Here is a 25942-nt window from a genome sequence, read left to right as displayed (position 1 = left end):
TTAGTGGTATTAATCCTCTAATTCCGTTTTGTAATGACGCGTATATTAAAAGTCTTTTACCTGATTCTCTTTATTTGTTCTGTAAACCTTCCATCTGCCAAGTCACAGATTAACTCTTCAGAAATTGATGCTCTCATAGCCCGAGCTCTGGATAGTTTTGCTGTTGCCGGTGTGGCTGTAGCTATAGTTAAAGACGGTAAAATAGTACATGAAAAAGGTTATGGTGTAAAATCTATAGATACTAAAACCCCCGTAAACGCCAGTACCAATTTCGGCATTGCCTCAAACAGTAAAGCTTTTACCTGTTCTGCACTCGCCATGCTAGTAGAAGACGGCAAGTTAACCTGGACTGACAAAGTAGTACAACACATTCCGGAATTTACCATGTACAATCCTTACGTTCAGCAAAACTTCACTATAGAAGATCTGCTTACGCACCGTAGCGGACTGTCTCTGGGTATGGGAGATCTTATGTTTTTTCCAGACGGCTCAGATTTTACTATAGACGACATCATTAGTAGCTTTCAGCATTTTAAACCAGTATCTGCATTCCGTACCAAATGGGATTACGATAACCTGCTCTATTTGGTGGCCGGCGAAATTATAAAGCGTGTAAGCGGTATGAGTTACGAGACGTTTATTGAGACTCGGATTTTTAAACCACTGGGTATGGACCACAGTTACAGCTCGTATAACTATATAAAAGACCACAGCAATACTGCCGTACCGCATCTTAATGAAGGCAAAACCATAACAACAGTGCGCCCGGAACAATGGGATCCTGAAAAAATTAACGGTGCTGCCGGGGGTATCTATTCCAATGTTCACGATTTAGCACAATGGATGCTGGTGCAGCTTAACCATGGCAAGTACGGTGAAAATCTGGATAAGGAACTGTTTTCTCTTGCCAGCCAGAACGCTATGTGGACCATACACACCGTACAGCAGGCCAATAAGAATCCGCGGTACAATTCGCATTTTGCCGGCTATGGTCTGGGTTGGCAACTTACCGATGCCAAAGGGAATATGGTCGTTTCGCACACGGGAGGTTTAATAGGCATGCTATCTAAAACGCTGCTTATCCCCGATTTAAACCTAGGTATTGTTGTGCTTACCAATACCTATCTGGACGGTGCAGGTGTTTTTTCAGCAGTATCGCAAACCATTGCCGATTCGTATATGGGATTAGAGACGTTCGACTGGGTAGCTACCTATACTAATACCTTAAAAAATAAAAATACTGAGGCACAAGCTGTTGTAGACGTCGTATGGCAAACTGTAAAGACTAATAAAACAGTACCTGTAAAACCAGAACACTATTTAGGCACCTATGCAGATGCCTGGTTTGGCAAAATCGATATCTATTTAAAAAACAACAAACTCTGGTTTAAATCGCAGCGCTCGCCAAAATTAACAGGTGAATTGTTTTACTATAAGGCCAACACCTTTGTATGTAAATGGAGCGATTCGTATATGGTAGATGCCGATGCCTTTGTCATGTTTAGTCTGGATGAAAACGGACTTGCACAAAGCATAAAAATGAAAGGGATTTCGCCTGCTATAGATTTCAGTTTCGATTTTCAGGATCTCGACCTGCAACGTATTCCTAATCAACAGGAAACCCGGACACACCACTAAAACGCCCGGTTTCTGCTTAACATTCGCTTTATTCTAATTTAACATATTTAAACATTTTATATAAAAACACTCATATTTCTCAAGGTTTCTTAATAGTTACTTAATAGGTTTTAAAATTTCAGTTAACATGTTTCGGTTTGTTTTGCATTCAGAAATAAAAACCAAATAAACTATTACCATGACTATTAAGAAAAGAAGTATTTTTGCTGCTTGTAGCCTACTTGCTTTCAGCTTTATCTCGTGTAGTAACGACGAAGATTCTATTAACGAACAGGACTATGTAACCTACGACAATCATATCGAGCTTATAGGTGAAGATAATATGAGAGACCTTGGAGGGTTTGTAGGTGCCGAAAATAAGCGCATATTATACCGTAAACTATTCCGCTCTGGAGAATTATCGGCTTTAACTGCAGAAGATCAGGCTACGCTTATAGATCTTGGTATTAATCAGGTGATCGATTTACGTACAGACAGCGAGGTTGAAGAAGCTCAGGACGTTTTACCAGCAGACATTGCAGCGTACCACTACTCTTTAATAGACGATTCTAACGGGGCTACCAATGGTACCGATTATATGGCTATGGTAATGTCTGGCGAGCTTAAAGCCACAGACCTTATGCTACCTGCATATTCAGAAATTGATACCCACAGAGAACAACAATGGGAAGCAATTTTCGATTTATTAGAGCAGGATAACGCTGTATCCCTTTGGCATTGTACCGCAGGTAAAGACCGTGCAGGTATGACTACTGCTTTAGTGTTAACAGCTTTAGGTGTAGATAAAGAAACTATTATAGAAGACTTTATGAACTCGAACACCTATCTATCTGAATACATAGAGAATACAGTAGCTTATATGAACAGTAACTACGGCCCTGGTGTTGGCGAATTATTGCGCCCGCTTCTTGGTGTAGAACGCGATTATATCGATGCGTTTTATACGGCTGTAAACGAAAAATACGGTAGTATGGACAATTTCCTAGAGGTACTTAAAGTAGATGTACAAAAACTTAGAGCCATTTATTTGGAAAAATAAGTGTCTTCATTTTTTAACTCGTTATATTTTCACACGTTTCAGAGCCTTGTAGTTTACTACAGGGCTTTGTACTTTTAGATAGAGTCCTGCCCTGACTTTATTCAGTTTAAATTGCGATAACTCCTCTCTGTTTCAAAAGCTTAAAATATTCGTTAACTTTAATAGTATGCAGGACCTGTTACCTAATACTATGATATTTTGGTTTTCGGTTCCTGTGCTAATACAGACCAACAATGCCAGAAACACAATTCGACATACAGGGCTTAAGCAGTGCCCAGGTAGACCAGTCCAGAGCAGAACACGGCACTAATGTTTTAAACTACAAACAGCAAAACACCGTACTAGATGCTTTAAAGAGTCTGGCTAAAGAACCTATGATTTTACTCCTGCTCGCCGCGGCCATTATCTATTTTATCAGTGGCGAAACAGGCGATGCCCTCTTTTTATTAAGTGCCATAGGTATTGTATCGGCCATTGCATTGTATCAGGACACTACAAGTCGCAATGCGCTCGAAAAGTTAAAAGCGCTAACGCAACCCCATTGCAAAGTAATACGCGACGGCGAAGTGCAATCTATAAACAGCGAAGCTCTGGTTGTTGGCGATTTTATGATGATTGAAGAAGGCACCGCCATTCCTGCCGATGGCCGCATTGTGCAATCCAACGACTTTTCGGTTAACGAATCCATACTAACAGGAGAAGCACTGCCGGTATTTAAAGACAGTACCCTAGACAACAATCAGAATGTTATTTATAAAGGCACTACTGTGGTTAGTGGTTTGGCTATTGCCACGGTAAGCCATATTGGTAATGCCACCCAGCTGGGTAAAATAGGGAAAAGTCTGGAAGACATTAGCGAAAGCAAAACCCCGCTTGAACTACAGATAAACAATTTTGTAAAGAAACTGGTTATTCTGGGTACCCTGGTGTTTCTAATTGTCTGGGCCATTAATTTCTTTAATTCGCGCAATGTTTTAGACAGTCTTTTAAAAGCCCTTACTCTGGCCATGAGTATACTGCCCGAAGAAATCCCCATGGCCTTTAGTGCCTTTATGGCTATAGGTGCCTGGCGACTCATGAAAAAAGGCATCCTTGTAAAGCAAATGAAAATGGTAGAAACACTGGGGAGCACCACAGTAATTTGCAGCGACAAAACCGGAACCATAACCGAAAACAGAATGCATCTGGCTAAGGTATTTACCTTAAACCCGCCTACAGTCACCGTTATAGATTCTGAGTTATCTGTACAAGCCATAGACCTTATTACCACCGCTATGTGGGCCAGCGAACCCATCCCCTTTAACCCTATGGAAGTCGCCCTGCACGAGACCTATGCCCAACACACCACTACAGACCTTCGTCCGCAGTACAGTATGGTACACGAATACCCGCTGGAAGGCAAACCGCCTATGATGACCCATGTTTTTGAAACCCGCGACGGACAGCGTATTATAGCCGCCAAAGGTGCCGCCGAAGCCATAATGGCGGTGTGTAACCTGAGTGCATCAGACAAACAGGAGGTAGAAACCGCCATACAGACTATAAGCAGTTCGGGGTATCGTATACTGGGGGTAGCAAGTAGTGATTTCAGTAGTAACACGTATCCAGAAAAACAACAGGAACTCCCCTTTAATTTTAAAGGTCTTGTAGCCTTTTACGATCCGCCAAAAGCCAACATTCATAGCGTGCTCAATCAATTTTACCAAGCGGGTATCGATGTAAAAATTATTACCGGCGATAATGCTGCAACCACCACAGCCATAGCGCAGCAAATAGACTTTAAAGGTCTGGAAGCGCATATGAGTGGCGAAGACCTTATGAAACTTTCAGATGCCGCCTTACAGGACCAGGTAAAACACACCTATGTGTTTACCCGCATGTTCCCCGAAGCCAAATTGCGCATTATAAATGCCCTTAAAGCCGACGGCCAAATTGTAGCCATGACCGGCGATGGTGTTAACGATGGGCCTGCGCTTAAAGCTGCTCATATTGGCGTGGCTATGGGTAAAAAAGGCACCGAAATAGCCAAACAGGCCGCGTCGTTAATCTTACTGGAAGACGATCTCTCTAAAATGGTCGATGCCGTATCTATGGGACGTAAAATATATACCAACCTTAAAAAAGCAATACAGTATATTATTTCCATACACATTCCCATTATCCTTACGGTGTTTATTCCGCTGGCACTGGGCTGGGTATATCCCAATATCTTTACCCCTGTACACATTATATTTCTGGAACTTATTATGGGCCCTACCTGCTCTATCGCGTTCGAAAACGAACCTCTGGAACCGCATGTCATGACCCAGAAACCACGCCCTTTAAGCACGACGTTTTTTAATAAAAAGGAACTCACCACCAGCATACTTCAGGGACTGGCCATTACTTCAGGAACTTTATTGGCATATCAGACAGCTGTACACTATCAGTGTAACGAAGCGCAAACCCGTACCATCGTATTTACTGTGCTTATTACTGCCAACATTTTTTTAACCCTGGTTAACCGCTCGTTTTACCATTCTGTTGTTACCACATTGGGCTATAAAAACAAACTCATCGGCCTTATTATTGCCATAACCATTGGTATTACCGCACTCTTGCTGTTTATACCGCCATTTACAGCCTTCTTTAAGTTTGAAACTTTAACCGCTACCCAAATTGCTTTTAGTATTGCTATTGGTTTTATATCGGTAATCTGGTTCGAAGGGGTTAAATATGTTAAAAGAAAAAAAAAACTTGCTTTAAATTTAAACTAACCCTCACTTAAACAACTCTATACTAATGCCATAATCTATTATAAAATATATTCACATCTTTATCCCCTCTTATTAATGCCTTATGCGGTAATTATTCCTTATTTTGCTAAGTTTTAAATCAATTATACAGTACCCAAATAACACAAATGACTCGTATAGTAACCTTAATTTTCAGCCTTATTTTAGTTTGTCCATACTTAAGTGCTCAGGATAGTTGGAGAACCCAATTAAAACTCGTGGAGTTTGACAGTTCGATTCATGAAAGACTTTATGAAGTTGATATCGAAGACTATCAGGTGCTTCAACTTATAGAATTAAAAAACGGAGATTTTAAAGGCGTTTTAACAAATGCCATTTCCTCAAGTAAAGACCAAGACGGTCATTTAAAAAGAGACGTGCAAAACATTAGCATTACTCAAACTACAGTTGAAAAACTTATGAAGTTATTGAAACAAAATGACTTTGAAACTATTCCTGACGATTGTTCTTACAATCAGACTCTTGATGGCAGCATGACCACGTTCGTAGTAAATACAAACTCCTTACAACGCAGCTATTCGTATTGGGAACTGGAATCGGACTATTACCATCGCGAGCCCAATATTTCTCCTGAATTGAGAAAAGTCAGAAAAATAATGGATGCTATTAATGCAGAATTTAATTTAAAACAACAGCTTAAAACACTGGTAAAAATATTACACCTTGAACAGCAATATTTTCATTCTATTTTTATGGATGTTGAGACCGAAAAGGGCACTAAAGCATTCAGAATATTTAATTTCAAAGAAGACAGTAAAACGAAAAGAGTAACTAAACAGCTCGAAAAACATGGGTTTACAGATATTCAAATTATAGCCCTAGAACAGGTAGACCATTTTTTGACCGCGCAGGAAAAAAATAATTCGTCCCATGAGGAATCGGCTGATGCTTTTAAAAGTATTATATCTCAGGAGGATTACAACAATTTACCTCTTACAGAAACACTGTATTACCGCGTAAAATTTGTAGAAAAAGCTCATCCGGATAAACTTAGATTAGTAAAACTAGACCTGTCGTTTAAATTTCAAAACACGATTCAATAAGCCTACTCTCGCGAATTTATATAATCTAAACAATCTACTACATTAGCTTCTTATAGTTACCCGTTAGTTATCCCTCGGATAACGCAAACACGATTTTAGAGGGGTTTTGTTCGAGGTTTGTTCGTCTCTGGCTCGGGGCTATATTTTAAAAATGAACGTTTTTAAAACGAATATAGTAGGATACTGCACCCGTATTAAGACAACACAGGAAAAACAGCTCCGGTTTACGGTTTGCCGTAAGGAAAGTCTTAAAAATAATAACTATTTTAGAAGCGGTAAACGAAAACTTAACACCTAAACCTAACAGCACTATTTTTTATATACTACGTTGAGATTTTGAAGATAAGCGTTTATAATTAACTATGAGAAAAAAAGCATATATACTATTTGCACTTTTTATTTTTACATCGTTATGCAGTTACAGTCAGGAAGAAAAAGAGATTTCAGACATCGCATTCGAGAAAGCTGTATTTTATGATATTTTTCCTTCAATTATAGATTCTATTTATTTTGAGACACGCCTGCATCTACCACCTCCCCCTCCTCCCGGTTTTTTCTATAGCAATGAAGAATACAAAAGCGACAGTAATAAAGCCATTAAAGACTACAGAAACACTAAGGAATATAAGACTTATATGGCTAAATACGAGCAAAAAAAAGACGCTTTAAACAAAGATACATCTGCTATCTTTTTAGTAGTTTATGATTCTATTTGTAGATTCGAAAAAAAGGACATCGATGAACTGTCTAAACACTTTAAAATTCAAACTACAATACAAATTAACCCTGAACTAAAGTACCGCATCGACTTAAATAAGCTAATAACGAATAACGAGAAATTTAAATTTAAGTATCGTTCTCAGTTCCCAAAAGGACGTGAATTCTGGAGAACCGAATATGATTATTTTATTGCTGCAAGCGTTGGTTTTAATAGAATTATATTTGACCAGACCAGAACTTATGGTGTTCTTAATGCGGGTTACTCTATTGGCATCTTAAATGGAAGAGGATATAGAATTTTTATTAAGAAAAATAAAAGTGGTAAATGGGTAATTGATTCCATTGAGGATACCTGGTATTCTTAAAAAGGACTACCCCAAACAGCTAATTAAACGTGCATTGCATAACCAGAAAATAAAACAAGGAAAAACTAAATGCATAAAACAATATTTGAGATTACTAAAATGGATTGCCCGTCGGAGGAAAATCTAATCCGCATGAAACTGGACGGGTTTTCAAGCATTGCTCATTTAGATTTTGATATCCCCAACCGTACATTAACTGTTTTTCACACCGGAGACACTGAACAAATAGAAACATCTGTACTTGAACTGAATTTAGGAGGAAAGAAACTATCGACAGAAAAAACACATCAAGTAGATTTTAAAGACAATGTAAACCAGAAAACCTTACTACAGACAGTACTTGCCATTAACTTTGCTTTTTTTATAATTGAAATAACCACGGGTATACTATCGAAATCGATGGGTTTGGTGGCCGATAGCTTAGATATGCTTGCCGATAGTTTTGTTTACGGTATTAGCTTATTTGCAGTTGGCGGCACTGTAGTTAAAAAAAAGCGCATTGCTAAGCTTGCCGGATATTTCCAAATAACACTTGCATTTATTGGGTTTGTTGAGGTTTTGAGACGATTTTTTGGAAATGAAAACCTTCCAGATTTTTCGACTATGATTATCGTTTCAATTTTTGCGCTTATAGCTAACGCAATTTGTCTTTATCTGTTACAACGGTCTAAAAGTAAAGAAGAAGCACATATGAAAGCCAGTATGATTTTTACTTCTAATGACGTTATTATTAATTTGGGCGTAATAATAGCAGGACTTTTAGTTAATTGGTTAAGTTCGAGCACTCCCGATTTAATTATAGGAACAATAGTTTTTGTTTTAGTTGTACAAGGCGCGTTCAGAATATTAAAATTAAGTAAATAAGACTATATTTAGAATTACTAAACCAGATAACTATGAAACTAAAATTTGGCATTTTGAGCCTGGTTATTGTTTTAGCTTTTCAAGCTTGTACAGAAAAAGAAGACGACCTAATAAGCCAAAATTGTGAAACCAATTGTACCGAAATAATTGGAAAATTAATGACAGACAATGCAACTGTACCTATTGTAAATAGAAAAATAACTGTTGTATGGGATAACACAACATATGGTGCCGGGGTTTTAAGAAAAAAAGCAACTACAAGAACGAATGAAAAAGGAGAATTTAATTTAAAGTTTTTAATTCGAGACGACGAGCTAGAAGAAGGCATTCACACAATGTATTATGATGAACTAGATGAGGATAAATTTATTGAGACAGACTTACGCAGAATTTCAATTTATCCGCTTAAAAGAGATACAATTTATATTAGAAACCATAATGTACCCAAAAAAGCGTTTTTAGATTTAACCTTATTAAACTTAGATGATTATCAACAAAAAGATTATTTCTCTACAAATTTCGATTACATCACTCCAGTTGGTTTTTCTCAATCTGTTAGTGGTTTAGTTCGGGGATGGTCTAATGAATTTGAGAGCAATCAATTAATTGAAATAGCTGGCAACCAACCTGTGGCTCTACAAATAGTTAGAAAAATAAATGATGTATTTACAAGGGAATACGACACACTATTTGTTGACGCCGGAACTACAAAAAAATATACTATTGATTTTAACAACTAAAAAACGAACTAGATACCAGATTACTTTTGCATATACTCAGGCTGTCTAGATGTATGATTTTGTTTACATTACGATATTAAAACCAAAATAGATGAAACTAAAAAAAAGAACCTTCGACTTCATTTTTATTGTTGTTTCTACCGCCATATTGCTAACATTATCGGCATATGGACTTTTAGAAAAGTATATGGCTTTTGCTTTAATTCCTATTTTAATAGCATACCAATTAGGACAATATTCTGAAAGAAAGTTTAAGAATAAATGATTTATGAGTTTGTAAATGGAAACACAAACTGACGAACTCTCTAAAAATTAAAAAAAAACAAATTATGAATAGCATACGAATTATTGGTTTAATAATGGTGCTCGTTGGAATTGTGTTACAAATTTCTTTTGAGCATGACGGAACAGATTTCCTTACAGGTGTTTTAGTTGGTGGCGGAATAGTACTACTCGTAACCGGACAGTTTAGATCTAAAAAGAAAGCATAATCTGAATTTTAGCTTGTTTACCATCATTTAAAACTAAAACCTATGAAAAAGCTCTTAATACTAATGGTATTACTACTACCGCTTTTTAACTGTACCACTAAAGATTCAGGAGCTTCTGAAGTACATATAAGACTCTCTAATACCAGTGCTTTTAACTATCAGGATATTATAGTAAACACCTCCACCGGTAACGTTAACTTTGAAGATATTGGCCCTGGTAAGGTATCCGACTATAAAACCTTTGAAATCGCCTATCGCTATGCGTTTGTTGAATTAAAAATAAACGATGAGACCTACACCCTGCAACCCACAGATTATGTTGGAGAAACACCACTATCCAGCGGCTATTACACCTACCAGATTGGTGCAAATGATACTACAGAACAATACCACAAACTATCGCTAACACTAATTAAAGACTAATACCCTTTGCAAATGAATTACCACAACAAACGGTTTAGACCGGTACAAAACACGATTAACGGGGAGACAACAGCAGACACTGTTTTTGAATACAAACAAGAAGGCAACATACTCACTGCCATATATCGTGGCGGTAGCATTACTAAAGGCCATTTAATGGGCCTGGTAGACGCCTTGGGCAATATAGAAATGTGCTACCACCAGATAAACGATAAAGGCGAGTTAATGACCGGCCGCTGTTTGTCTAAACCCGAATTACTACCCAACGGAAAACTAAGACTGCACGAAACCTGGCAATGGACCTCTGGTGATTGCTCGAAAGGACAGTCTGTAATTGAGGAAATTTAAAAATTAGCTTGCTTAAACTATTCTGCTAAAACAAAGTATCTTTAATACCCTGGCTAAAAAGCCTGTATCTTGCTACATAGTATTAGCTTCAAGCTGTAGCAATAAAAAACAGATAGATATAAAATGAAAACATGGAAAATTATTTCGGAAACCGATGTCTCACCAAGCCCTTGGTTTCCTATACAAAAGCACACCATAGAACTCCCAAACGGGACACTAATTGACGACTACTATATTACCACCTTAGGGAATGTGGCTATGGTATTGCCGATAACTACAGATAATGAGATTGTTATGGTGAAACAATATAAACACGGCATTAAAGAAGTAGTGATTGAGTTACCTGCAGGATTTCAGCAAAACGGCAAAAGCATTGAAGACTCTGCTCTGGCTGAACTGGAAGAAGAAACCGGCATTAAAACAAGTCTGGACAAGCTTATCCCCATTGGAAAGATTGCAAATGTACCCACTAAATCATCGCAAATAAGCTTTGGCTTTCTGGCTACAGGAGTCACGTTTAACAGCACACAAAACCTGGATATTAACGAGGATATTGAAATTATAAAACGTACGCCTACCGAAACGCTGAAAATGATACAAAATGGCGAGATCTGGGTAGCCGATACTGTGGCGTTTATTATGAAAGCCTATCTCATGTTTCCTGAGCTTTTTAAATAAAGACAGTAGGCTATTGAGATTGAGCAGAATATATAAATATCCTGCTAAAAGCGTTACACAAAACACAAACAACTGATTTTCAAAATAATAAATCGCATCAGTTTTACTATCTTAGTGTTTTAACCTTAACCAGCTTACTACACATTATTAGGTTGTGTGCCATTAAAACCAACACCATTATGAACCGTATTAAATACCGATTGCCTCTAATTGTCTTATTGTTTTATATACTTACCGGATGCAAAAATGATAACACTTTAGCGCCTGAAGAAAAACCTACCGATGCTGAACTGACGGCCCTGATTACAAAACAAGTAGACAGCCTTTATAGTGTATATCAACGATTTGATTACGATTGGATTGAATTTTACGCTGACAATTACACAGCTATTTACCCTGGTTCGCCTATAAAACAGTTAACAAAAGATTCTTTAATAACACAATGGAAACACATTTATAAGACATACGATGTAAAACTGATTAGCCGAGGTAGACCAACTATTATTCCCTCTGCAGATATGGCTGTGTCTTATAATACATTTAACGAGATTTTTATTAATAAGGAAACCTCTGACACCATTAAAAACGTTGGCACCTATATTATAAACTGGAAACGACAACCCGATGATTCCTGGAAAATAGTATTCGAAACATTACAAAATCATTAAAAAGCCTTCCGCAAAGGATGGATTTTAGTTACTAAAATCAAAGTTGTCAGTTCAACATTATAGGCTCTTTAAAAATTGACAATAAAAAATCTAAACAGTTAAAATACATACCCCAACACCATGGAATTTATTAAAGAATCAATTTTATCTGATTCTGAAAAACTTCAGATTTTCAGCCTCTGGAATACGGAGTACCCTGAACAATTGGCTTATAACACTGTAATTGAATTAAACAACTATCTGAATAGCCTGAAAGCACCATCTCATATTCTTATACTGGATACCAATAAAAATATTAAAGGCTGGTATGTAGACTTTATAAGAGAACAAACAAAATGGTTCGTTATCCTTTTAGACTCAACGATTCAGGGCCGGGGACTTGGGACACAAATTATAAATATGGCTAAAGACAAAGAAACTGAATTGTGCGGCTGGGTAATTGACCATAATAACGATTACAAAAGAAATGGCACATTGTATAAATCTCCTTTAAGCTTTTATCTCAAAAATGGGTTTAATATATGTCGGGACGCTAAATTACAATCAGACAAAATATCGGCAGTAAAAGTGCAATGGAAAAGTAAATACCAGATATAGTTAAACAAAATCATCGACCTAAACCCAATACATAAAAACTTGATTACTAACAAAATAAAACATAAACATATCACAAAACAACTTCGATAAACCATTTAAAACCACTACCTTAGTAAACCTATAGTTTTACAAATCCTCCGAATTACGATATAAACCTTATAAGTAGTAATACCTTTAAAACCAATGGTAGCAAAACACTTTACTTATAAACAGCGTAAAAAAATAAATACTTTGGTTCTGATCCTAGGGAATCTAATGTTCTGGATTTACTTTACCCCTGTAATAGCCAGAGATTTGGAATTTATAAAAGTAGCAATGCTCTCACTATTCTTTATGCTTATATACTTAGTTCCCAACATCGTTTTTACGGGAATAGCAGAACGAAAAAACACTAAATTACAGGTTATTATTTCGGGAAGTTTTATGCTATTAACACAACTTATTTACACGCACCTATTCATTAAAGATATGCTGAAAAGCACCAGTTCTACTGCAGGCCTTGGCATATTATCCGTATGGATTCCTCCGCTAATCGCTTTGTTTCTGGGATTAGGAATAGCTGTTAGTATAGAAATGTTTACTAAGAAACAAAAATAGTAATGCGTTTTATTATAAAATATAAAACACCATTTAAACCTATTATATACTGCTAAAATTAATCTTCCTTAGATTTTGGCTTATACATCACGATGATCTGAATAACGATCGCCAGAAACACCATTAAATAGATTTCAATTTTAGTAAAGAGTTCTACCGTATCCATGGCACGATTACTTATAGACATTTGCCGGCTGCCTTCTGTAAGCTGAATTTTAGACAATTCGTTTAAATTGGCCTTAATGTCTGTAATTTCTCCTGTAAGATTACTAATTCCTGATACCGATTTCAATTGCTTTTCCTTTTGATTAAGCTCCTCCAGATTTTCTTTCAGTGTCCTGAAGGCTATAGCTTCATCTCTAGTGAGTTTAGTGTCTTCATAACGCGTAATTAGTCCCTCAATATGACGATTCACAGTAATATTCTCCCGTTCAAAAAACAGACTGTCGTTTGTGGCTACTGCAAGTTCTTTCTCCTGTATGGACTGCGATAAATCAAACAACAAATCGTTTGCTATTAAGCGGTCTTCGTAAATGCTCTCTACCGAATCTTTAACCCGTCGGAAATTATTACGATCAATAAGATTGGTAGTAACAATCAATACAAATACAAGGAGAATACCAAGAACCCATTTAATTTTATTATATAACCCCATAATCTACAAAATTTTAGAAGTAAAAACTGTAACACAATAATACAAAAAACCTTACATATAAACCGAGTAAAACCAGAAGTCCGTTTCATTATTAAAAGGCACTATCAGTCGTCTAAAAATCCTGGAAAATAATGGTCTGCTTAAAGAATTCCGCTATATTTATTTTTTTTGCCGAACAAATTATAACTCAACTTAAAAACTCAATATGAAAACCATTACCATTACCTTTCTCTTTATTCTAAACATCATATCGTCAGTTCATGCCCAAAGCAAACCAGCGTATCAGCTATTTAATAATTCAGGTTCCCCTGCCGATTACGACAGTATGATAACTGATCTGGCGCAAAGCGACATGGTCTTTTTTGGCGAATACCACACTAACCCCATTTCTCACTGGATGCAACTGGAAATGAGTAAAAGCTTTTACGAGCTTAAAGGCAACGCACTCTATTTTGGTGCTGAAATGTTTGAGAATGGCAATCAGCTGGTACTAAACGAATATTTACAAGGCTTTTACCCGGAGGATAAAATGCTGCCGGAACTTACGCAGTTATGGTCCAATTACAAAACCGATTATAAACCTTTACTGGAATTTGCCAAAGCTCATGAACTGGCATTCATCGCCACAAATATTCCGCGTCGTTACGCCTCAATGATTAACAAAAAAGGTATTGCAGCTTTACAGGAGTTAAGCCCTGAAGCACGAGCTATGATTGGTCCGGATTTAGAAACGTATTTCGACCCCACCGTGAAAGCCTACGCCGAAATGAAAGATAAAATGGGTGGCCACGTTCCACCAAATATGTTAAACATACAAACAGCACAGGCGGCTAAGGATGCTACTATGGCGCATTTTGCACTAAAGCATTTTACTCCGGGGAGATTTCTGTTTCATTTTGAAGGCTCATACCATTCCAACTACGATCAGGGCATCATCTGGTGGGTAAATAAAATTCACCCTGACTTAAATATTAAATCGATAACCACGGTAACGGCTATGGAATGGGCAAGTATGAATACTGAAGACAAAGCCTCCATCGCCGATTATATTCTGGTTGTGGCAGATAGCATGACACAAACCAACAGATAATATTCTAAATTAGTATTACCAAGATGAAACGCGTACTGGTTATAGGAAATTGCGGTTCGGGTAAGTCTACCTTCTCCAAAAAACTGGCAGAACGTACAGGACTTCCCCTCTTGCATTTAGACCAGTACTATTATAAGCCCGACTGGAAAGAAACTGCTCCTGAAGTATGGAAAACCAAAGTGGAAACCCTATGCCAAAAAAACCAATGGATTATAGACGGTAATTACGGGGGGACTTTGGATTTAAGACTCCAGTACGCCGATACCATTATCTTTCTTAACCAAAATACATTGACCTGCTTATGGCATATTACCAAACGCATTTTAAAATATTATAATACTGTAAGACCAGATATGGCCAAAGACTGTAAGGAACGTTTCGACTGGAACTTTTATAAATATGTGGCCCGTTTTAATAAAACCAGACGCCCTGCCCTTCTGGAAAAATTAAAGCGCTGTGAGCACGACAAAACCTTCTTAATTTTTAGTAATGAAAGTGAAATGAGCGCCTTTTTAAAATCTTTGTAATTCCCATTCAATTTATCAAATTGACAGCTACAATTTTGTCACCAGATTAAATTTGTTATTTTTAAACCCTGAACATAAAGAACACCCCAAAGTTCTTTTAAACATTAACCTACTATGATTAAACATTGTATTGCGGTCCTGGCTTTATGTCTGACGACCAGTATGCAGGCACAAATTACATTTAATACCGGTAGTATTCAACTGGATACCGATTTAAATCAAATCAATCTGAGTGCCTCTGCAAATTTTGAAAGTTTTAAAAACGATTGTGCCGTGGCTTATCACGTCTCAACTTCCAGTCTGGAAGATATGCGTGTCAGACTACACTGGTCGCCTGGAGAAATTTACTTTGCACTGGAATTGGCCAGACTCAGTCGAAGACCGGTAGCGGATGTTATCCATATTTACCAGAATAATCCCAAAAATGGCTGGGGAAATATCGCAAAGCAAATGGGTATTAAACCCGGATCTTCCGAATTTCATCAGTTAAAACAAAATGCAGGAAACACTAAAAATAAAGCCCATTATAAGTCTAAAGGCAAACCAAAACACGCCGGAAAAGGCAATAAAAAGAAATACTCTTAAAACGTGATTGATTAAAAAAAGGTCTGTATTATACAGGCCTTTTTTATTACCTAATTATCCAGATTACGTCTTAAAATGTTTTACCTTTAATAGAGCTCTGACTCGTCACCGTTTAAAACAATATACATGACACGGATACAAAAACTAACCATCGCTTTCATTGTACTTTACCTGCTTTGGGAATATGTTATTCTGGCCTCTTGGAAAGCCAACACCGATGGTCCTTTAATCCGTGTCGACCTCATGATTATTTATCCCCTTTTGGCAATTGGCATCATCATTTCTATCTGGCAGTATTTTAAAAATTGAAATGCCCTAACTCCACTAGCTCTCCTTTTGCAAAAAATAACTTATTTTTCAAACACTTACACTAGCATAATAATATTTAATTTATCTTTATGTGAATTAAAAATGGTATACTTATGTTATTGAGACACTACATTTTAGCCTGCCTTTTGTTACTGTTTACTTTATGTATAAGTGCTCAAATAAAAACGATAGACCTTATATTTCCCGAATGGGAATCCCATACAGAATTACGAAGTACATTCGTTGGAGATGAGATAACAGATTACTTATTAAATGCCAACAAAGGCGACAAACTTTATGTTACACTGGCCAGCGATATCACTTCCTGTTATTTTAATGTTTTACCTCCGGGCTCGGATAATGTTGCTATTTTTATTGGACAGAATGAAGGGAATACCTGCAGTTTAACTTTAAATGAAAATGGCACCTATAAAATCAGAGTTTACCAGATGCGAAGTTCGGCACGCCGGGGAACCAAAGTGAATTATACTTTAAGTGTTAGCGTAATGGACGAAATACCTGAACCGCATATAGAGCCTTCGATTTCTGACACACCGTATCAGGCCAAAGGCACACTTAGAGCTGCTAATGGCTCGGTGGCCCAAAACGTTAGTTTCAGTGTTATCAGAAAACCAGATGATTCAATAGAAATACAGACCCAAAACACCAATACCGGTGTAAAACGCATTTTTAAGTTTCATGAAAATTCCTGGATTTGCACCAATGCAGACTGCAGTTTAAGCTATGCAAAAATAAGTACAGACGAATGGGAACTCATCTGTAATGGCTTCGAAAAGTACTACATTCCGGATGTCGTGATTTACGGCGATTAAACCTCAACTTTAACTGCTATAAGAATTGCCTTCCCTCTGATATTTTATCGAAATTTTAACACCACATTAAGGCTTACACGCCTGATATACAATGGATTCTTTTGTACCTTTATAAGACCAGCTAAGGGCCTGATTTGTTCCATAATTTTAAAAAGCGTTCTGACATGAAAAACATACTGATTACACTTAATTTCTCAGAAAATGATCAGCGGCTTTTAGATCAGGGCTACGAATTGGCCAAGGCTTTCAAAGCCAAACTATGGCTGATGCATATTGCAGCACCCAACCCCGATTTTGTAGGATATGAAGTGGGACCTCAATACATTCGCGATAGCAGAGCCTCCAAATTACGACACGAACACCAGTTACTTCAGGAATATGCTGCTGCAATGCAAATAGAAGGTGTTGAAGCCGATGGTTTACTCATACAGGGCGCTACAACCGAAATGATACTAGAAGAATCTAAAAAACTTAAAGTAGATCTCATTATTGCAGGATATCAGGAACACGATTTTATTTATAAAGCCTTAATGGGAAATGTCTCTTCGCAACTTATCAAGCAATCTAAAATTCCCGTACTTATTGTTCCGCTTCATTGAGTTCATAAGTCAGTTAATTCATCCAGAAATGACATTATAGGCAAATATCTTCAAGAAAAAACTTGAGATATTATTGTAAGTAAGTTCGTATTAAAATTTTACAACCCTCATTTACAAAACTTTAGGATTTTTTTGTAACTTTAAAAGGTATAAATTCGTCCCTAACGATTTCTCTCCCCAATTTTCAAATTTTTAGCGCCTATATATGCCCTGAATGTTTCATGATTAACCCATTAATTTACAATAAATAAAATGGGAAATCAGTCAGGCTCCACACATCCTAAATTCTCAGGTAAAAAACTTTGGTTTTGCGGCTTTCTTATGGGCTTAAGTAGTATTCTGGGCGTAATTGTTTACAAAGCGTTTTTTGAACAACCCGTAATAGAAACTAAAACTAGTGCCATTAACACCAATTCTGCTTTTGCCATTTTTTACAAAGATTACAATCCCGACCGTTTAGCGAATACCCCGGAATACGACACCATAAAACTGGGTTATAAAATATTCAATGAAACACCCCATTTTTTAGGCCCCGATATAGCAGACACCAGTAATATTTACCAAAATAACCGACTGGCCTGCAAAAACTGTCATCTCGATTCGGGCACCAAACCGTATTCAGCACCTCTGATAGGTATCATCCAGCGCTTTCCCCAGTTTCGTGGTCGCGAAAACAAAATTGGGACTATTCAAGATCGTATAAACGGCTGTTTTGAACGCAGTATGAATGGTAGAATGCTGGATGTAAACAGTAAAGAAATGACTGCACTGGTAAAATACCTGGAATGGTTAAGTCGCTTTGCTCCCGAAGACGGTAAAATTACCGGGCAAGGCTTTTTAACCCTAAATATTCCCGACAGAGCAGTAAATCTGGAACACGGAAAATCGGTTTTTATTAACACCTGCGCCGTATGCCACACACCGGATGGTCAGGGCGTAAAAAACAAAGACGGAAAAACCTATTTATATCCTCCGCTCTGGGGAGAAGATTCCTTTAACCATGGTGCCGGAATGGCGCGAGTCATAACCTCAGCACAGTTCATTAAAGCCAATATGCCATTCGGAACAAAGTTTGAAGCACCTGCCCTGACCGATGCCGAAGCCTATGATGTTGCGGGCTATATAAACAGCCAGTCGCGTCCACTTAAATCCAACCCTGAAAAAGATTTCCCTGATCTAAAAAAAAAACCAGTATCAACCCCATACGGGCCTTATGCAGACAACTTTCCTATAGAACAACACCAAATGGGACCCTTTCAGCCCATTATGGAATTTTACCAAAAACAATTTAATATCACTAAAAACAAGTAATTATGAAAACAACCACCAAAACAACAAACACAAGACGGCAGTTTCTTGGCGCTCTGGCTATGGGGGCCACAGCAAGTACCTTATCTGTACTTACCAACCCGATTTATGCTAATTTTCCGATAGATGATGTGGAAAAAATGAATAATGCCGACACCTGGTTCGATAAAATTAAGGGAAAACACCGAATTGTTTACGACGGCTCGAAGCCTCATAATGGATTTCCGGTAATCTGGAACTGGGCTTACTACCTTACTAATAATGGTACGGGAACACCCGATGAAGACATGACCGGCGTAACCGTTTTGCGCCACGATGCGATACCTTTAGCTTTAAACGATGCCCTTTGGGCTAAATATCCTCTGGGAGAAACTTTTAAAATCAGTATGACAGATGGTTCTCCATATACCAGAAATCCATATTATGATCCGCAACCCGGCGATATGCCAATGCCGCAGATAGAAGGCATAAAACGCATGCAGGAACGTGGAGCTATGTTCTGTGTCTGCGATTTAGCTATTAAGGTTTATAGTGGCGCCATTGCTGCTCAAAAACAGATGGATGCTAAAGTTGTTTATGACGATTGGATAGCTGCTATACTTCCGGATATCCAGTTGGTACCATCAGGAGTTTGGGCATTAGGCCGGGCACAAGAACATGGTTGCGGGTATATTTTCGCCGGGGAATAACTAATACTGAAACTCATGAAAACACTAAGCAGTTTTATTTGTTTATGGCTTTTATCTGCAATGCTACAGGTACAGGCGCAGGCTGTAAACATCGTATTCGATGTTACCAGTAGCGATACCAAAGTGCATCAGGCCGCTGTAAGACACGTAAAAGGCATGTCTGAGGCGTACCCCAATGCTAAATTTGAAGTGGTGATGTACAGCGGAGCCATGGATATGGTTTTAAAAGACAAATCCTCAGTAGCAGAAGATCTTGAATCACTGGCGAAAAAAGACAATGTCGATTTTGTAATTTGTCAGGGTACTATGCGCCGCTACCAAACCAAGGAATCCGACCTCATTCCCGGGGTAAAAACAGTTCCGGACGGGATCCTGGAACTGGTAGAAAAACAACAGCAAGGCTGGAGCTATATTAAAGAAAGCCGGTAATACAACCTTCTGACCTTATAAACCTAAGACCTTTTTAGATAGTAAAACTCCTCTGAATTCTGATGCAGAACTACAGAGGAGTTTATATTTCTATACCATAAAAACTTTAATAAACTTTTAAGACCATAGCTTAGCAATACAGGTATATTTGTTAAGTGAAGAAGACGCAAAACATATCCGGAATATTAGTACTTGTAGCAGTATACTGTTTTGGTATAGGCTTAATCAGTACTTTAAATCTATCTTCTTCTGTTCAGTATAAAGCCAAAAGCCACGACGGTGATTTTGTTAGTGCTGTAACCAATAATCTATTCAGTCACCTGGGTGAAGATGAACGCGATTATTCTTCAAATTCAGATATAAATACGTCCAAAGACTCTGAACCTGGCGGAGATTTTAGTACTGTCACTCCAAATTACGACTTAAGTCTGTTTGATATTAATTATTCCACAGACACCAAATCATCAGGACAGTTTATCATTGCGCATCATAAAGCGAAACTCTTATTTCCATTTCACTACTACTGGTAATTCCTGTTTAAGTATTTCCTGTGCCTTTTTAGGCTTTAAAAAAAACATAGCAATCTTAAACTCATTTTTTGATTGCTGATTATTAATATATTTACTTAAACACCTATGGATTTAGGAACCGCAATATTAGGAGGGACCTTCTCTGCCCTATGCGCTATGCCTTTTATAGCTACAAGCATTAACAGAAAAAAACGAGAAAAAAAATTATACCATGCCATCAAAACTATGGCTGCGAAACATAAGAGTAATATAACAGATTACGGGACCTGCGGACATCTGGCTATTGGCATGGACAGTATCACACAAAAGCTGTTTTTCTATAAAAGCTCTGATGAAAACACCATTGAAAACGTTTTGGATATGAAACAAATAATGTCCTGTAACATACAGCAGATAAGACGTCCTAAAAAACATAAAACAGACAGAACTACTGCTATAGATACTTTAGATCTGAATTTTACACCTAAAGAATCACAGTCAAAATCCATAACCTGGCGTTTTTTCAATTCCGAAGACGATGCCTTAATTGCCGGAGAGCTGGAACTTATAGAACAGTGGAACCAAAAGATAAATGCAGCCATTACATCTTAACCTGATTTTAGTACCCCCTGTAATACACTTACAGGGGGTTATTTAAAACTAATGTAGTTTAGGTAATCAACTTCTTGGTTTCTCTACAGCCAATTAAAACTCAAGACACACCCTTTTCTTTATTTTAAGAACTAAGTTAATATTTTATATATTTAAACTTGGATCTAAAATATTCCGTTTGAAACATAGCAAAATCATTCTACCTGTAATTGTGTTTGCGCAATTTTGTTGCACTTCACTTTGGTTTGCAGGGAATGCAGTGTTAAACGATCTGATTGCCGAATTTCATTTTAAAACAGGAGCCCTGGCTCATATCACTTCTGCCGTACAACTTGGTTTCATTTCAGGCACCTTAAGTTTTGCTGTATTTTTAATTTCCGATCGGTTTTCCCCCTCAAAAGTATTTTTTAGTTGTGCTTGTTTAGGTGCGATATGCAATCTTGGAGTTTTAATACCAAATAACACATTATTAAGTCTGTTAGTGTTTAGAGGACTAACAGGTTTTTTTCTGGCAGGGATATATCCTGTTGGTATGAAAATAGCAGCTGATTATTACGAAAAAGGCTTGGGCAAGTCTTTAGGGTTCTTAGTTGGAGCACTGGTATTAGGTACAGCATTTCCCCATATCCTAAAAGATTTTAGCTCCGGGTATTCCTGGCGCAGTGTTATTATAGGCACTTCAATCCTGGCTGGTTTCGGAGGTCTTATAATGTACCTAAAAGTACCAGATGGTACATACCGAAAATCCAGTTCCACTTTTGAACCTGTTGTCATCTTCAAAATATTTAAATCTCTCCCCTTTCGTACCGCAGCCTTTGGATACTTTGGTCATATGTGGGAGCTTTATACCTTCTGGGCATTTATTCCGCTACTGTTAAAAACCTATTTGGTTCTGCACCCTGACACGCCATATAACGTCCCACTATTAGCCTTTTTAATTATTAGTATTGGTAGTCTGGGTTGTATTATCGGTGGTATTTTATCTAAATACATTTCTGCCAAAACCATAGCTTTTTCGTCTTTAACAGCTTCAGGTATTTGTTGTTTAATATCACCCCTGGCCTTTCATTTAAGCTCAGAGCTTTTTATTATTTTTCTGATGTTCTGGGGACTTTTTGTTGTAAGTGACTCCCCGCTGTTTTCAACTTTAGTGGCACAAAACAGTCAACCTGAATTAAAAGGCAGTGCTTTAACTCTGGTAAACTGTATCGGGTTTTCGATTACCATACTTAGCATGCAATTCCTGAATTTTATGAGTACAAAAATTTCTCCGGTCTGGCTGTTTAGTCTTCTGGCTATTGGACCATGCATTGGAATCGTTCAAAGCCTGAAACATAAAATAAACGGATAACTACAATCTGGCAAATAAAGTAAAACATACATTTCATTTTAAAATTTTGTATTTTATAAGACTAAAACTGCAGTATGACCCACTTTTGGATTGCCATAATTTCTTTATCCACATTATTTTGCTCAGGACAAAATAATCCAAGTATAAAAGCTGCTGTTTTTACAGGAGGAAAAAACTTTGAACGAGACGCTTTTGTAAATGCATTAAATTCCCTTAATCACATAAAAACAGAAGAGTTTTTTCATCCGGAAGGCTTAATTAATTTTAAAGATCCTAAGTTGGATGGCTTTGATGTTCTTATTTTTTATCATGTCTCTCAAACTATTTCAGAAGACCAGAAACAAGCCCTTTTAAATCTTTTTAAGGCAGGTAAACCTATGCTTTTTCTACACCATGCCCTGGTATGTTATCAGGACTGGCCGGAATATGAAAATATAGTAGGCGGAAGATATTATCACGCCCGAAAGGATAAAGACAGTAGCTTAATTATTCCTTCAACCTATATACACGATCAGCAGATTCCTGTACATATTACTAATCCATCACATCCGGTAACTCAGGGTCTACAGGACTTTGTTATATTAGATGAGGTGTATAATTTATATAAAATACAGCCGGATGTCAGTCCCTTATTACAAACATCTCACCTGGATAGCAAACCCATAATAGCCTGGAATCATACTTATAAAAATTCTCCTATCGTTTATCTGCAATTAGGACACAATCACACAGCCTATAACGATACGAATTACAGAACTCTTTTAGAAAATGCTATAACATTCCTGGCTAAACAGCCATAAAAAAGGCTCCGCTATGGAGCCTTTTTAAATTTAAAACCTATTTACTGTTTTATCATAACCTTATTATAGTTACCTGAACTACTTACTATACTTATTACATAGGTGCCAGACAGAAAATGCTATAACATTCCTGGCTAAACAGCCATAAAAAAGGCTCCGCTATGGAGCCTTTTTAAATTTAAAACCTATTTACTGTTTTATCATAACCTTATTATAGTTACCTGAACTACTTACTATACTTATTACATAGGTGCCAGACTGAATTTCTGAAACATCAAGGGATTCAAAATTACTTTTAAACGTTTTTATCAGAGTCCCTAACAAAGAATACAGCTTCACTTCCCTGATTTGCGAGGCATCAGATATTCGTAACACATCATTTACAGGATTTGGGTATATTTTAAATCTTTTCTCTGTAGTTTCAAGTGTACTCAATGTAAATTTCAAACTCATTAAATACAGATTCGCGACATCAGCTTTAGTGATTTCGTAATCCCCTTTTGGTATCGTTAAGGTTAAAATACCATCATTTGCCTGATAACTCACTCCGTTTATTTTGATACTATTAGAAAAGCCGGAATTAAATACCATGGTAAAAGTAGCTTCACTATCTGTGCTAAATGAAATAGTTGTAGCTGATTCTATTTTAAGGCACTGGGTTAAAGTTAAGCCTTCGTAATATACCGTGCCTTTGGAATCTGACAGATTTCCTGAAATAACGAAATAATTACTTTCCAGACCTGATTCTGTAAAATTATGTACGATATCCCCTGCTATAACATTACCGCCTTCACCAGTAGCATCTCCTCCATCCTGTGATTCTCCATCGCCCTGTATCGCAACAAGCGACGTTTTATAATTTTTTAAAGCGGCTTTTAATTCTGAATTCACAGCATAGGAAACATCATCAATTTCATTGTTGAACGTCCATTTAAAATCACCTCCAGACATTCTTCCAGACCACGTAGTCACTTTCGTTTTTGCTTCTTCAGGAGTGTCGACTGAATAGGCATACATTAGCGCGGTATCTGTATCAAAATTATTATAGGTATTATTACCATATACAGATTGTATCGTGTTAGAAATTTCAGATGTTCTGTTCTCCACTACAATACCATCGAAATCTACAGTGGCATTAGGAAAATTACTATCACCATAAGCTACAAAACGCTTTTCGCCTGTCATATAATTATTAAATACTTTTATACTTCCTCCGTCTTCTTTAGAAAAAGTAGGCATGTTACTATAATCGTTGGTGCCAAAACTCTCATTATACACATCACTCCCCTGCATAGACGTTAAAATGGGGTATTTACAATTTCTAAAATAATTCCCTTCAACAAATACTGAAGACCCCATAGTTGCTCCCACACCATATTTAGCATTGCCGTCGTAATAATTATTGTAGACATGCGCCGAATAGAACCGGACTCTCGGATGACGAGAATCGGAATGATCGTACCAGTTATGATGATAGGTAATATACAGTCCTTCTGTAGTGTCCTCACTCAAACCTAAGAGATTTGATTTTCCGGTATCCCAGAAATGATTATAGGAAAAGGTAACATACGTAGAACGTTTACAATCCAAGGCACCATCACCTTTTGCCTGATCGGAATCGCTACCCGAATCGCCATAAAAGAAATCGCAATGGTGAATCCATATGTAGTTATTGTCTTGCTGCAGACCAATATTATCGCCTTCGTCACTGTTACAATTCATAATAGCCAAATTTCTGATTTCAATATTTGAAGCATTTTTAATGCGAATCCCCCAACCATCAGCAACTGCATCGTCGCCTACGCCTTCAAGGGTAATACAACCTGTACTTAAGTTATTATTTTCAATAACCAGATCCCCTTTAATTAAATAATCCAAGTCTTTAATCTGACCAATCAAACGAATAATTAGCGGTCTCGAATCTTTCCCTTTTTTAAAACCATCTAAAATAGCCTGGAGTCCGACGCAAGGATTGCTATTGGCCCCGATAACATCCAGACTCACCGTGTTTTTACTGTTTTCTGTTATATAAAGAACTACAGCATCTGCTTTAGGCGTCCCGTCAGCATTATATGCACCGGGAACTCTCCCTTTTGAAAATGAAAATCCGCTGCGATCCTGACCTAATACAGTTATAACTTCACTTTCACTTTTTGGTCCTTCAGCATCATTTATAACAGCTGATACACTAAAGGTGTAATTCCCTGGTTTAAGCCCTAGAATATCGGCTCTGAAATAGTCTCCATAATCCCGGATTAATGGGGTATCTATGGGTTGATTTTCTAAACCTTCTCCACTGTAATACACCCTGTAGGATTGCGCAGATTCGACAGGTTGCCAGGTGAAATAGGCCGACTCCAGCCAGCCTTCAGATTTTATAAGAGCTACATCCTGAGTAAAAGCACTCACACAATAAAATAATGTAAGTACACATAAAATAAGATTTTTCATGGGTTGAATTAGTGGTTAGTTTGTTATATCGATTTGGTAATCGATTACACTAATGTAAATAAAAAAACTTCACTATTAGCAAATTCCTAATTTTAAGTATATTAAAAAGGTAGATAATCAAATATTATAATTTAAGAAAGAAACCTGGTCCATAGACTGTTTCCAACCATTGCCTGGAAAATCATGTTT

General features: G+C 37.3%; 30 protein-coding genes. 28 read left to right on the top strand and 2 right to left on the bottom strand.

Going from position 1 to position 25942, the window contains the following annotated elements; genetic code table 11:
• Window positions 1-33 precede the first annotated feature (33 nt).
• The 15 genes from I3217_RS01595 (at window position 34) to I3217_RS01525 (ending at window position 13006) form a co-directional block, all read left to right on the top strand.
• On the top strand, window positions 34-1638 hold the full coding sequence (locus I3217_RS01595) for a serine hydrolase (protein WP_435047974.1): 1605 nt from the start codon (window positions 34-36) through the stop codon (window positions 1636-1638).
• 178 nt (window positions 1639-1816) lie between these two features.
• On the top strand, window positions 1817-2677 hold the full coding sequence (locus I3217_RS01590) for a tyrosine-protein phosphatase (RefSeq protein ID WP_435047973.1): 861 nt from the start codon (window positions 1817-1819) through the stop codon (window positions 2675-2677).
• A 233-nt stretch (window positions 2678-2910) separates the two neighbouring features.
• Window positions 2911-5433, top strand: a complete 2523-nt coding sequence (locus I3217_RS01585) for a cation-translocating P-type ATPase (RefSeq protein WP_435047972.1) — start codon at window positions 2911-2913, stop codon at window positions 5431-5433.
• A gap of 146 nt (window positions 5434-5579) precedes the next feature.
• Entirely contained in the window at window positions 5580-6515 is a 936-nt protein-coding gene (locus I3217_RS01580) for a hypothetical protein (RefSeq protein ID WP_435047971.1), read from the top strand.
• 362 nt (window positions 6516-6877) lie between these two features.
• A complete protein-coding gene (locus tag I3217_RS01575) occupies window positions 6878-7600 on the top strand; it encodes a hypothetical protein (RefSeq protein WP_435047970.1) in 723 nt (240 codons plus the stop codon).
• Between the two features lie 69 nt (window positions 7601-7669).
• Entirely contained in the window at window positions 7670-8464 is a 795-nt protein-coding gene (locus I3217_RS01570) for a cation transporter (RefSeq protein WP_435047969.1), read from the top strand.
• 32 nt (window positions 8465-8496) lie between these two features.
• Entirely contained in the window at window positions 8497-9204 is a 708-nt protein-coding gene (locus I3217_RS01565) for a hypothetical protein (RefSeq protein WP_435047968.1), read from the top strand.
• Between the two features lie 91 nt (window positions 9205-9295).
• On the top strand, window positions 9296-9469 hold the full coding sequence (locus I3217_RS01560; protein ID WP_435047967.1) for a hypothetical protein: 174 nt from the start codon (window positions 9296-9298) through the stop codon (window positions 9467-9469).
• A 64-nt stretch (window positions 9470-9533) separates the two neighbouring features.
• The gene (locus I3217_RS01555) at window positions 9534-9695 is read left to right on the top strand and encodes a hypothetical protein (protein WP_435047966.1); all 162 of its coding nucleotides are present in this window, start codon (window positions 9534-9536) and stop codon (window positions 9693-9695) included.
• A 42-nt stretch (window positions 9696-9737) separates the two neighbouring features.
• On the top strand, window positions 9738-10118 hold the full coding sequence (locus I3217_RS01550) for a hypothetical protein (RefSeq protein ID WP_435047965.1): 381 nt from the start codon (window positions 9738-9740) through the stop codon (window positions 10116-10118).
• Between the two features lie 12 nt (window positions 10119-10130).
• A complete protein-coding gene (locus I3217_RS01545; protein WP_435047964.1) occupies window positions 10131-10466 on the top strand; it encodes a n-acetylglutamate synthase in 336 nt (111 codons plus the stop codon).
• A 123-nt stretch (window positions 10467-10589) separates the two neighbouring features.
• The gene (locus I3217_RS01540; protein ID WP_435047963.1) at window positions 10590-11144 is read left to right on the top strand and encodes an NUDIX hydrolase; all 555 of its coding nucleotides are present in this window, start codon (window positions 10590-10592) and stop codon (window positions 11142-11144) included.
• 179 nt (window positions 11145-11323) lie between these two features.
• Window positions 11324-11812, top strand: coding sequence for a YybH family protein (locus I3217_RS01535; RefSeq protein ID WP_435047962.1), 489 nt, complete (start codon window positions 11324-11326; stop codon window positions 11810-11812).
• A 120-nt stretch (window positions 11813-11932) separates the two neighbouring features.
• Window positions 11933-12409 (top strand): GNAT family N-acetyltransferase, encoded by a 477-nt coding sequence (locus I3217_RS01530; RefSeq protein WP_435047961.1) that lies wholly within the window; start codon window positions 11933-11935, stop codon window positions 12407-12409.
• Between the two features lie 183 nt (window positions 12410-12592).
• Window positions 12593-13006 carry a hypothetical protein gene (locus I3217_RS01525; RefSeq protein WP_435047960.1) on the top strand — a complete coding sequence of 138 codons (414 nt, stop codon included), beginning with the start codon at window positions 12593-12595 and terminating at the stop codon, window positions 13004-13006.
• Window positions 13007-13064: 58 nt separating this feature from the next.
• Here I3217_RS01525 and I3217_RS01520 read toward each other — a convergent pair whose 3' ends face one another.
• Window positions 13065-13661, bottom strand: coding sequence for an MCP four helix bundle domain-containing protein (locus tag I3217_RS01520; RefSeq protein WP_435047959.1), 597 nt, complete (start codon window positions 13659-13661; stop codon window positions 13065-13067).
• 205 nt (window positions 13662-13866) lie between these two features.
• Between I3217_RS01520 and I3217_RS01515 the strand changes: the two genes are divergently transcribed.
• The 13 genes from I3217_RS01515 to I3217_RS01455 all read left to right on the top strand — a co-directional run bounded on the left by I3217_RS01515 (window position 13867) and on the right by I3217_RS01455 (window position 23302).
• Window positions 13867-14751, top strand: a complete 885-nt coding sequence (locus tag I3217_RS01515) for a ChaN family lipoprotein (protein WP_435047958.1) — start codon at window positions 13867-13869, stop codon at window positions 14749-14751.
• A gap of 23 nt (window positions 14752-14774) precedes the next feature.
• The gene (locus I3217_RS01510; protein WP_435047957.1) at window positions 14775-15278 is read left to right on the top strand and encodes a hypothetical protein; all 504 of its coding nucleotides are present in this window, start codon (window positions 14775-14777) and stop codon (window positions 15276-15278) included.
• A gap of 114 nt (window positions 15279-15392) precedes the next feature.
• Window positions 15393-15863: a hypothetical protein gene (locus I3217_RS01505; RefSeq protein WP_435047956.1), complete on the top strand. Its 471-nt coding sequence runs from the start codon at window positions 15393-15395 to the stop codon at window positions 15861-15863.
• A gap of 126 nt (window positions 15864-15989) precedes the next feature.
• Entirely contained in the window at window positions 15990-16172 is a 183-nt protein-coding gene (locus I3217_RS01500; RefSeq protein WP_435047955.1) for a hypothetical protein, read from the top strand.
• Window positions 16173-16285: 113 nt separating this feature from the next.
• Entirely contained in the window at window positions 16286-17005 is a 720-nt protein-coding gene (locus I3217_RS01495; protein WP_435047954.1) for a hypothetical protein, read from the top strand.
• A gap of 164 nt (window positions 17006-17169) precedes the next feature.
• Window positions 17170-17604, top strand: a complete 435-nt coding sequence (locus I3217_RS01490; RefSeq protein WP_435047953.1) for a universal stress protein — start codon at window positions 17170-17172, stop codon at window positions 17602-17604.
• 252 nt (window positions 17605-17856) lie between these two features.
• The gene (locus I3217_RS01485; RefSeq protein WP_435047952.1) at window positions 17857-18915 is read left to right on the top strand and encodes a c-type cytochrome; all 1059 of its coding nucleotides are present in this window, start codon (window positions 17857-17859) and stop codon (window positions 18913-18915) included.
• A gap of 2 nt (window positions 18916-18917) precedes the next feature.
• Window positions 18918-19601, top strand: coding sequence for a Tat (twin-arginine translocation) pathway signal sequence containing protein (locus tag I3217_RS01480; protein WP_435047951.1), 684 nt, complete (start codon window positions 18918-18920; stop codon window positions 19599-19601).
• Window positions 19602-19616: 15 nt separating this feature from the next.
• Window positions 19617-20030: a DsrE family protein gene (locus I3217_RS01475; RefSeq protein WP_435047950.1), complete on the top strand. Its 414-nt coding sequence runs from the start codon at window positions 19617-19619 to the stop codon at window positions 20028-20030.
• 155 nt (window positions 20031-20185) lie between these two features.
• Window positions 20186-20560, top strand: a complete 375-nt coding sequence (locus I3217_RS01470; RefSeq protein WP_435047949.1) for a hypothetical protein — start codon at window positions 20186-20188, stop codon at window positions 20558-20560.
• A 105-nt stretch (window positions 20561-20665) separates the two neighbouring features.
• On the top strand, window positions 20666-21151 hold the full coding sequence (locus I3217_RS01465; protein ID WP_435047948.1) for a hypothetical protein: 486 nt from the start codon (window positions 20666-20668) through the stop codon (window positions 21149-21151).
• Window positions 21152-21329: 178 nt separating this feature from the next.
• Window positions 21330-22502 (top strand): MFS transporter, encoded by a 1173-nt coding sequence (locus I3217_RS01460; RefSeq protein WP_435047947.1) that lies wholly within the window; start codon window positions 21330-21332, stop codon window positions 22500-22502.
• Window positions 22503-22576: 74 nt separating this feature from the next.
• Window positions 22577-23302: a ThuA domain-containing protein gene (locus tag I3217_RS01455; RefSeq protein WP_435047946.1), complete on the top strand. Its 726-nt coding sequence runs from the start codon at window positions 22577-22579 to the stop codon at window positions 23300-23302.
• Window positions 23303-23491: 189 nt separating this feature from the next.
• On the opposite strand, the gene I3217_RS01450 is transcribed toward I3217_RS01455, so the two are convergent.
• A complete protein-coding gene (locus tag I3217_RS01450; protein WP_435047945.1) occupies window positions 23492-25753 on the bottom strand; it encodes a T9SS type A sorting domain-containing protein in 2262 nt (753 codons plus the stop codon).
• Window positions 25754-25942 lie beyond the last annotated feature (189 nt).

It is taken from the genome of Formosa sp. S-31 (genome assembly GCF_051172795.1).
In the GTDB taxonomy this organism is placed as follows: Bacteria; Bacteroidota; Bacteroidia; order Flavobacteriales; family Flavobacteriaceae; genus Formosa.
This window is presented reverse-complemented; position numbering and strand designations above follow the sequence as displayed.

What these genes read in the sequence shown, in the direction of transcription:
- I3217_RS01535 (WP_435047962.1), top strand. Translation starts at nt 11,324, where the DNA reads ATGAACCGTATTAAATACCGATTGCCTCTAATTGTCTTATTGTTTTAT.
- I3217_RS01565 (WP_435047968.1), top strand. Translation starts at nt 8,497, where the DNA reads ATGAAACTAAAATTTGGCATTTTGAGCCTGGTTATTGTTTTAGCTTTT.
- I3217_RS01490 (WP_435047953.1), top strand. Translation starts at nt 17,170, where the DNA reads ATGAAAAACATACTGATTACACTTAATTTCTCAGAAAATGATCAGCGG.
- I3217_RS01525 (WP_435047960.1), top strand. Translation starts at nt 12,593, where the DNA reads ATGGTAGCAAAACACTTTACTTATAAACAGCGTAAAAAAATAAATACT.
- I3217_RS01475 (WP_435047950.1), top strand. Translation starts at nt 19,617, where the DNA reads ATGAAAACACTAAGCAGTTTTATTTGTTTATGGCTTTTATCTGCAATG.
- I3217_RS01545 (WP_435047964.1), top strand. Translation starts at nt 10,131, where the DNA reads ATGAATTACCACAACAAACGGTTTAGACCGGTACAAAACACGATTAAC.
- I3217_RS01465 (WP_435047948.1), top strand. Translation starts at nt 20,666, where the DNA reads ATGGATTTAGGAACCGCAATATTAGGAGGGACCTTCTCTGCCCTATGC.
- I3217_RS01450 (WP_435047945.1), bottom strand. Translation starts at nt 25,753, where the DNA reads ATGAAAAATCTTATTTTATGTGTACTTACATTATTTTATTGTGTGAGT.
- I3217_RS01485 (WP_435047952.1), top strand. Translation starts at nt 17,857, where the DNA reads ATGGGAAATCAGTCAGGCTCCACACATCCTAAATTCTCAGGTAAAAAA.
- I3217_RS01495 (WP_435047954.1), top strand. Translation starts at nt 16,286, where the DNA reads ATGTTATTGAGACACTACATTTTAGCCTGCCTTTTGTTACTGTTTACT.
- I3217_RS01520 (WP_435047959.1), bottom strand. Translation starts at nt 13,661, where the DNA reads ATGGGGTTATATAATAAAATTAAATGGGTTCTTGGTATTCTCCTTGTA.
- I3217_RS01540 (WP_435047963.1), top strand. Translation starts at nt 10,590, where the DNA reads ATGAAAACATGGAAAATTATTTCGGAAACCGATGTCTCACCAAGCCCT.
- I3217_RS01585 (WP_435047972.1), top strand. Translation starts at nt 2,911, where the DNA reads ATGCCAGAAACACAATTCGACATACAGGGCTTAAGCAGTGCCCAGGTA.
- I3217_RS01550 (WP_435047965.1), top strand. Translation starts at nt 9,738, where the DNA reads ATGAAAAAGCTCTTAATACTAATGGTATTACTACTACCGCTTTTTAAC.
- I3217_RS01555 (WP_435047966.1), top strand. Translation starts at nt 9,534, where the DNA reads ATGAATAGCATACGAATTATTGGTTTAATAATGGTGCTCGTTGGAATT.
- I3217_RS01480 (WP_435047951.1), top strand. Translation starts at nt 18,918, where the DNA reads ATGAAAACAACCACCAAAACAACAAACACAAGACGGCAGTTTCTTGGC.
- I3217_RS01515 (WP_435047958.1), top strand. Translation starts at nt 13,867, where the DNA reads ATGAAAACCATTACCATTACCTTTCTCTTTATTCTAAACATCATATCG.
- I3217_RS01595 (WP_435047974.1), top strand. Translation starts at nt 34, where the DNA reads ATGACGCGTATATTAAAAGTCTTTTACCTGATTCTCTTTATTTGTTCT.
- I3217_RS01570 (WP_435047969.1), top strand. Translation starts at nt 7,670, where the DNA reads ATGCATAAAACAATATTTGAGATTACTAAAATGGATTGCCCGTCGGAG.
- I3217_RS01510 (WP_435047957.1), top strand. Translation starts at nt 14,775, where the DNA reads ATGAAACGCGTACTGGTTATAGGAAATTGCGGTTCGGGTAAGTCTACC.
- I3217_RS01575 (WP_435047970.1), top strand. Translation starts at nt 6,878, where the DNA reads ATGAGAAAAAAAGCATATATACTATTTGCACTTTTTATTTTTACATCG.
- I3217_RS01560 (WP_435047967.1), top strand. Translation starts at nt 9,296, where the DNA reads ATGAAACTAAAAAAAAGAACCTTCGACTTCATTTTTATTGTTGTTTCT.
- I3217_RS01590 (WP_435047973.1), top strand. Translation starts at nt 1,817, where the DNA reads ATGACTATTAAGAAAAGAAGTATTTTTGCTGCTTGTAGCCTACTTGCT.
- I3217_RS01455 (WP_435047946.1), top strand. Translation starts at nt 22,577, where the DNA reads ATGACCCACTTTTGGATTGCCATAATTTCTTTATCCACATTATTTTGC.
- I3217_RS01505 (WP_435047956.1), top strand. Translation starts at nt 15,393, where the DNA reads ATGATTAAACATTGTATTGCGGTCCTGGCTTTATGTCTGACGACCAGT.
- I3217_RS01500 (WP_435047955.1), top strand. Translation starts at nt 15,990, where the DNA reads ATGACACGGATACAAAAACTAACCATCGCTTTCATTGTACTTTACCTG.
- I3217_RS01530 (WP_435047961.1), top strand. Translation starts at nt 11,933, where the DNA reads ATGGAATTTATTAAAGAATCAATTTTATCTGATTCTGAAAAACTTCAG.
- I3217_RS01580 (WP_435047971.1), top strand. Translation starts at nt 5,580, where the DNA reads ATGACTCGTATAGTAACCTTAATTTTCAGCCTTATTTTAGTTTGTCCA.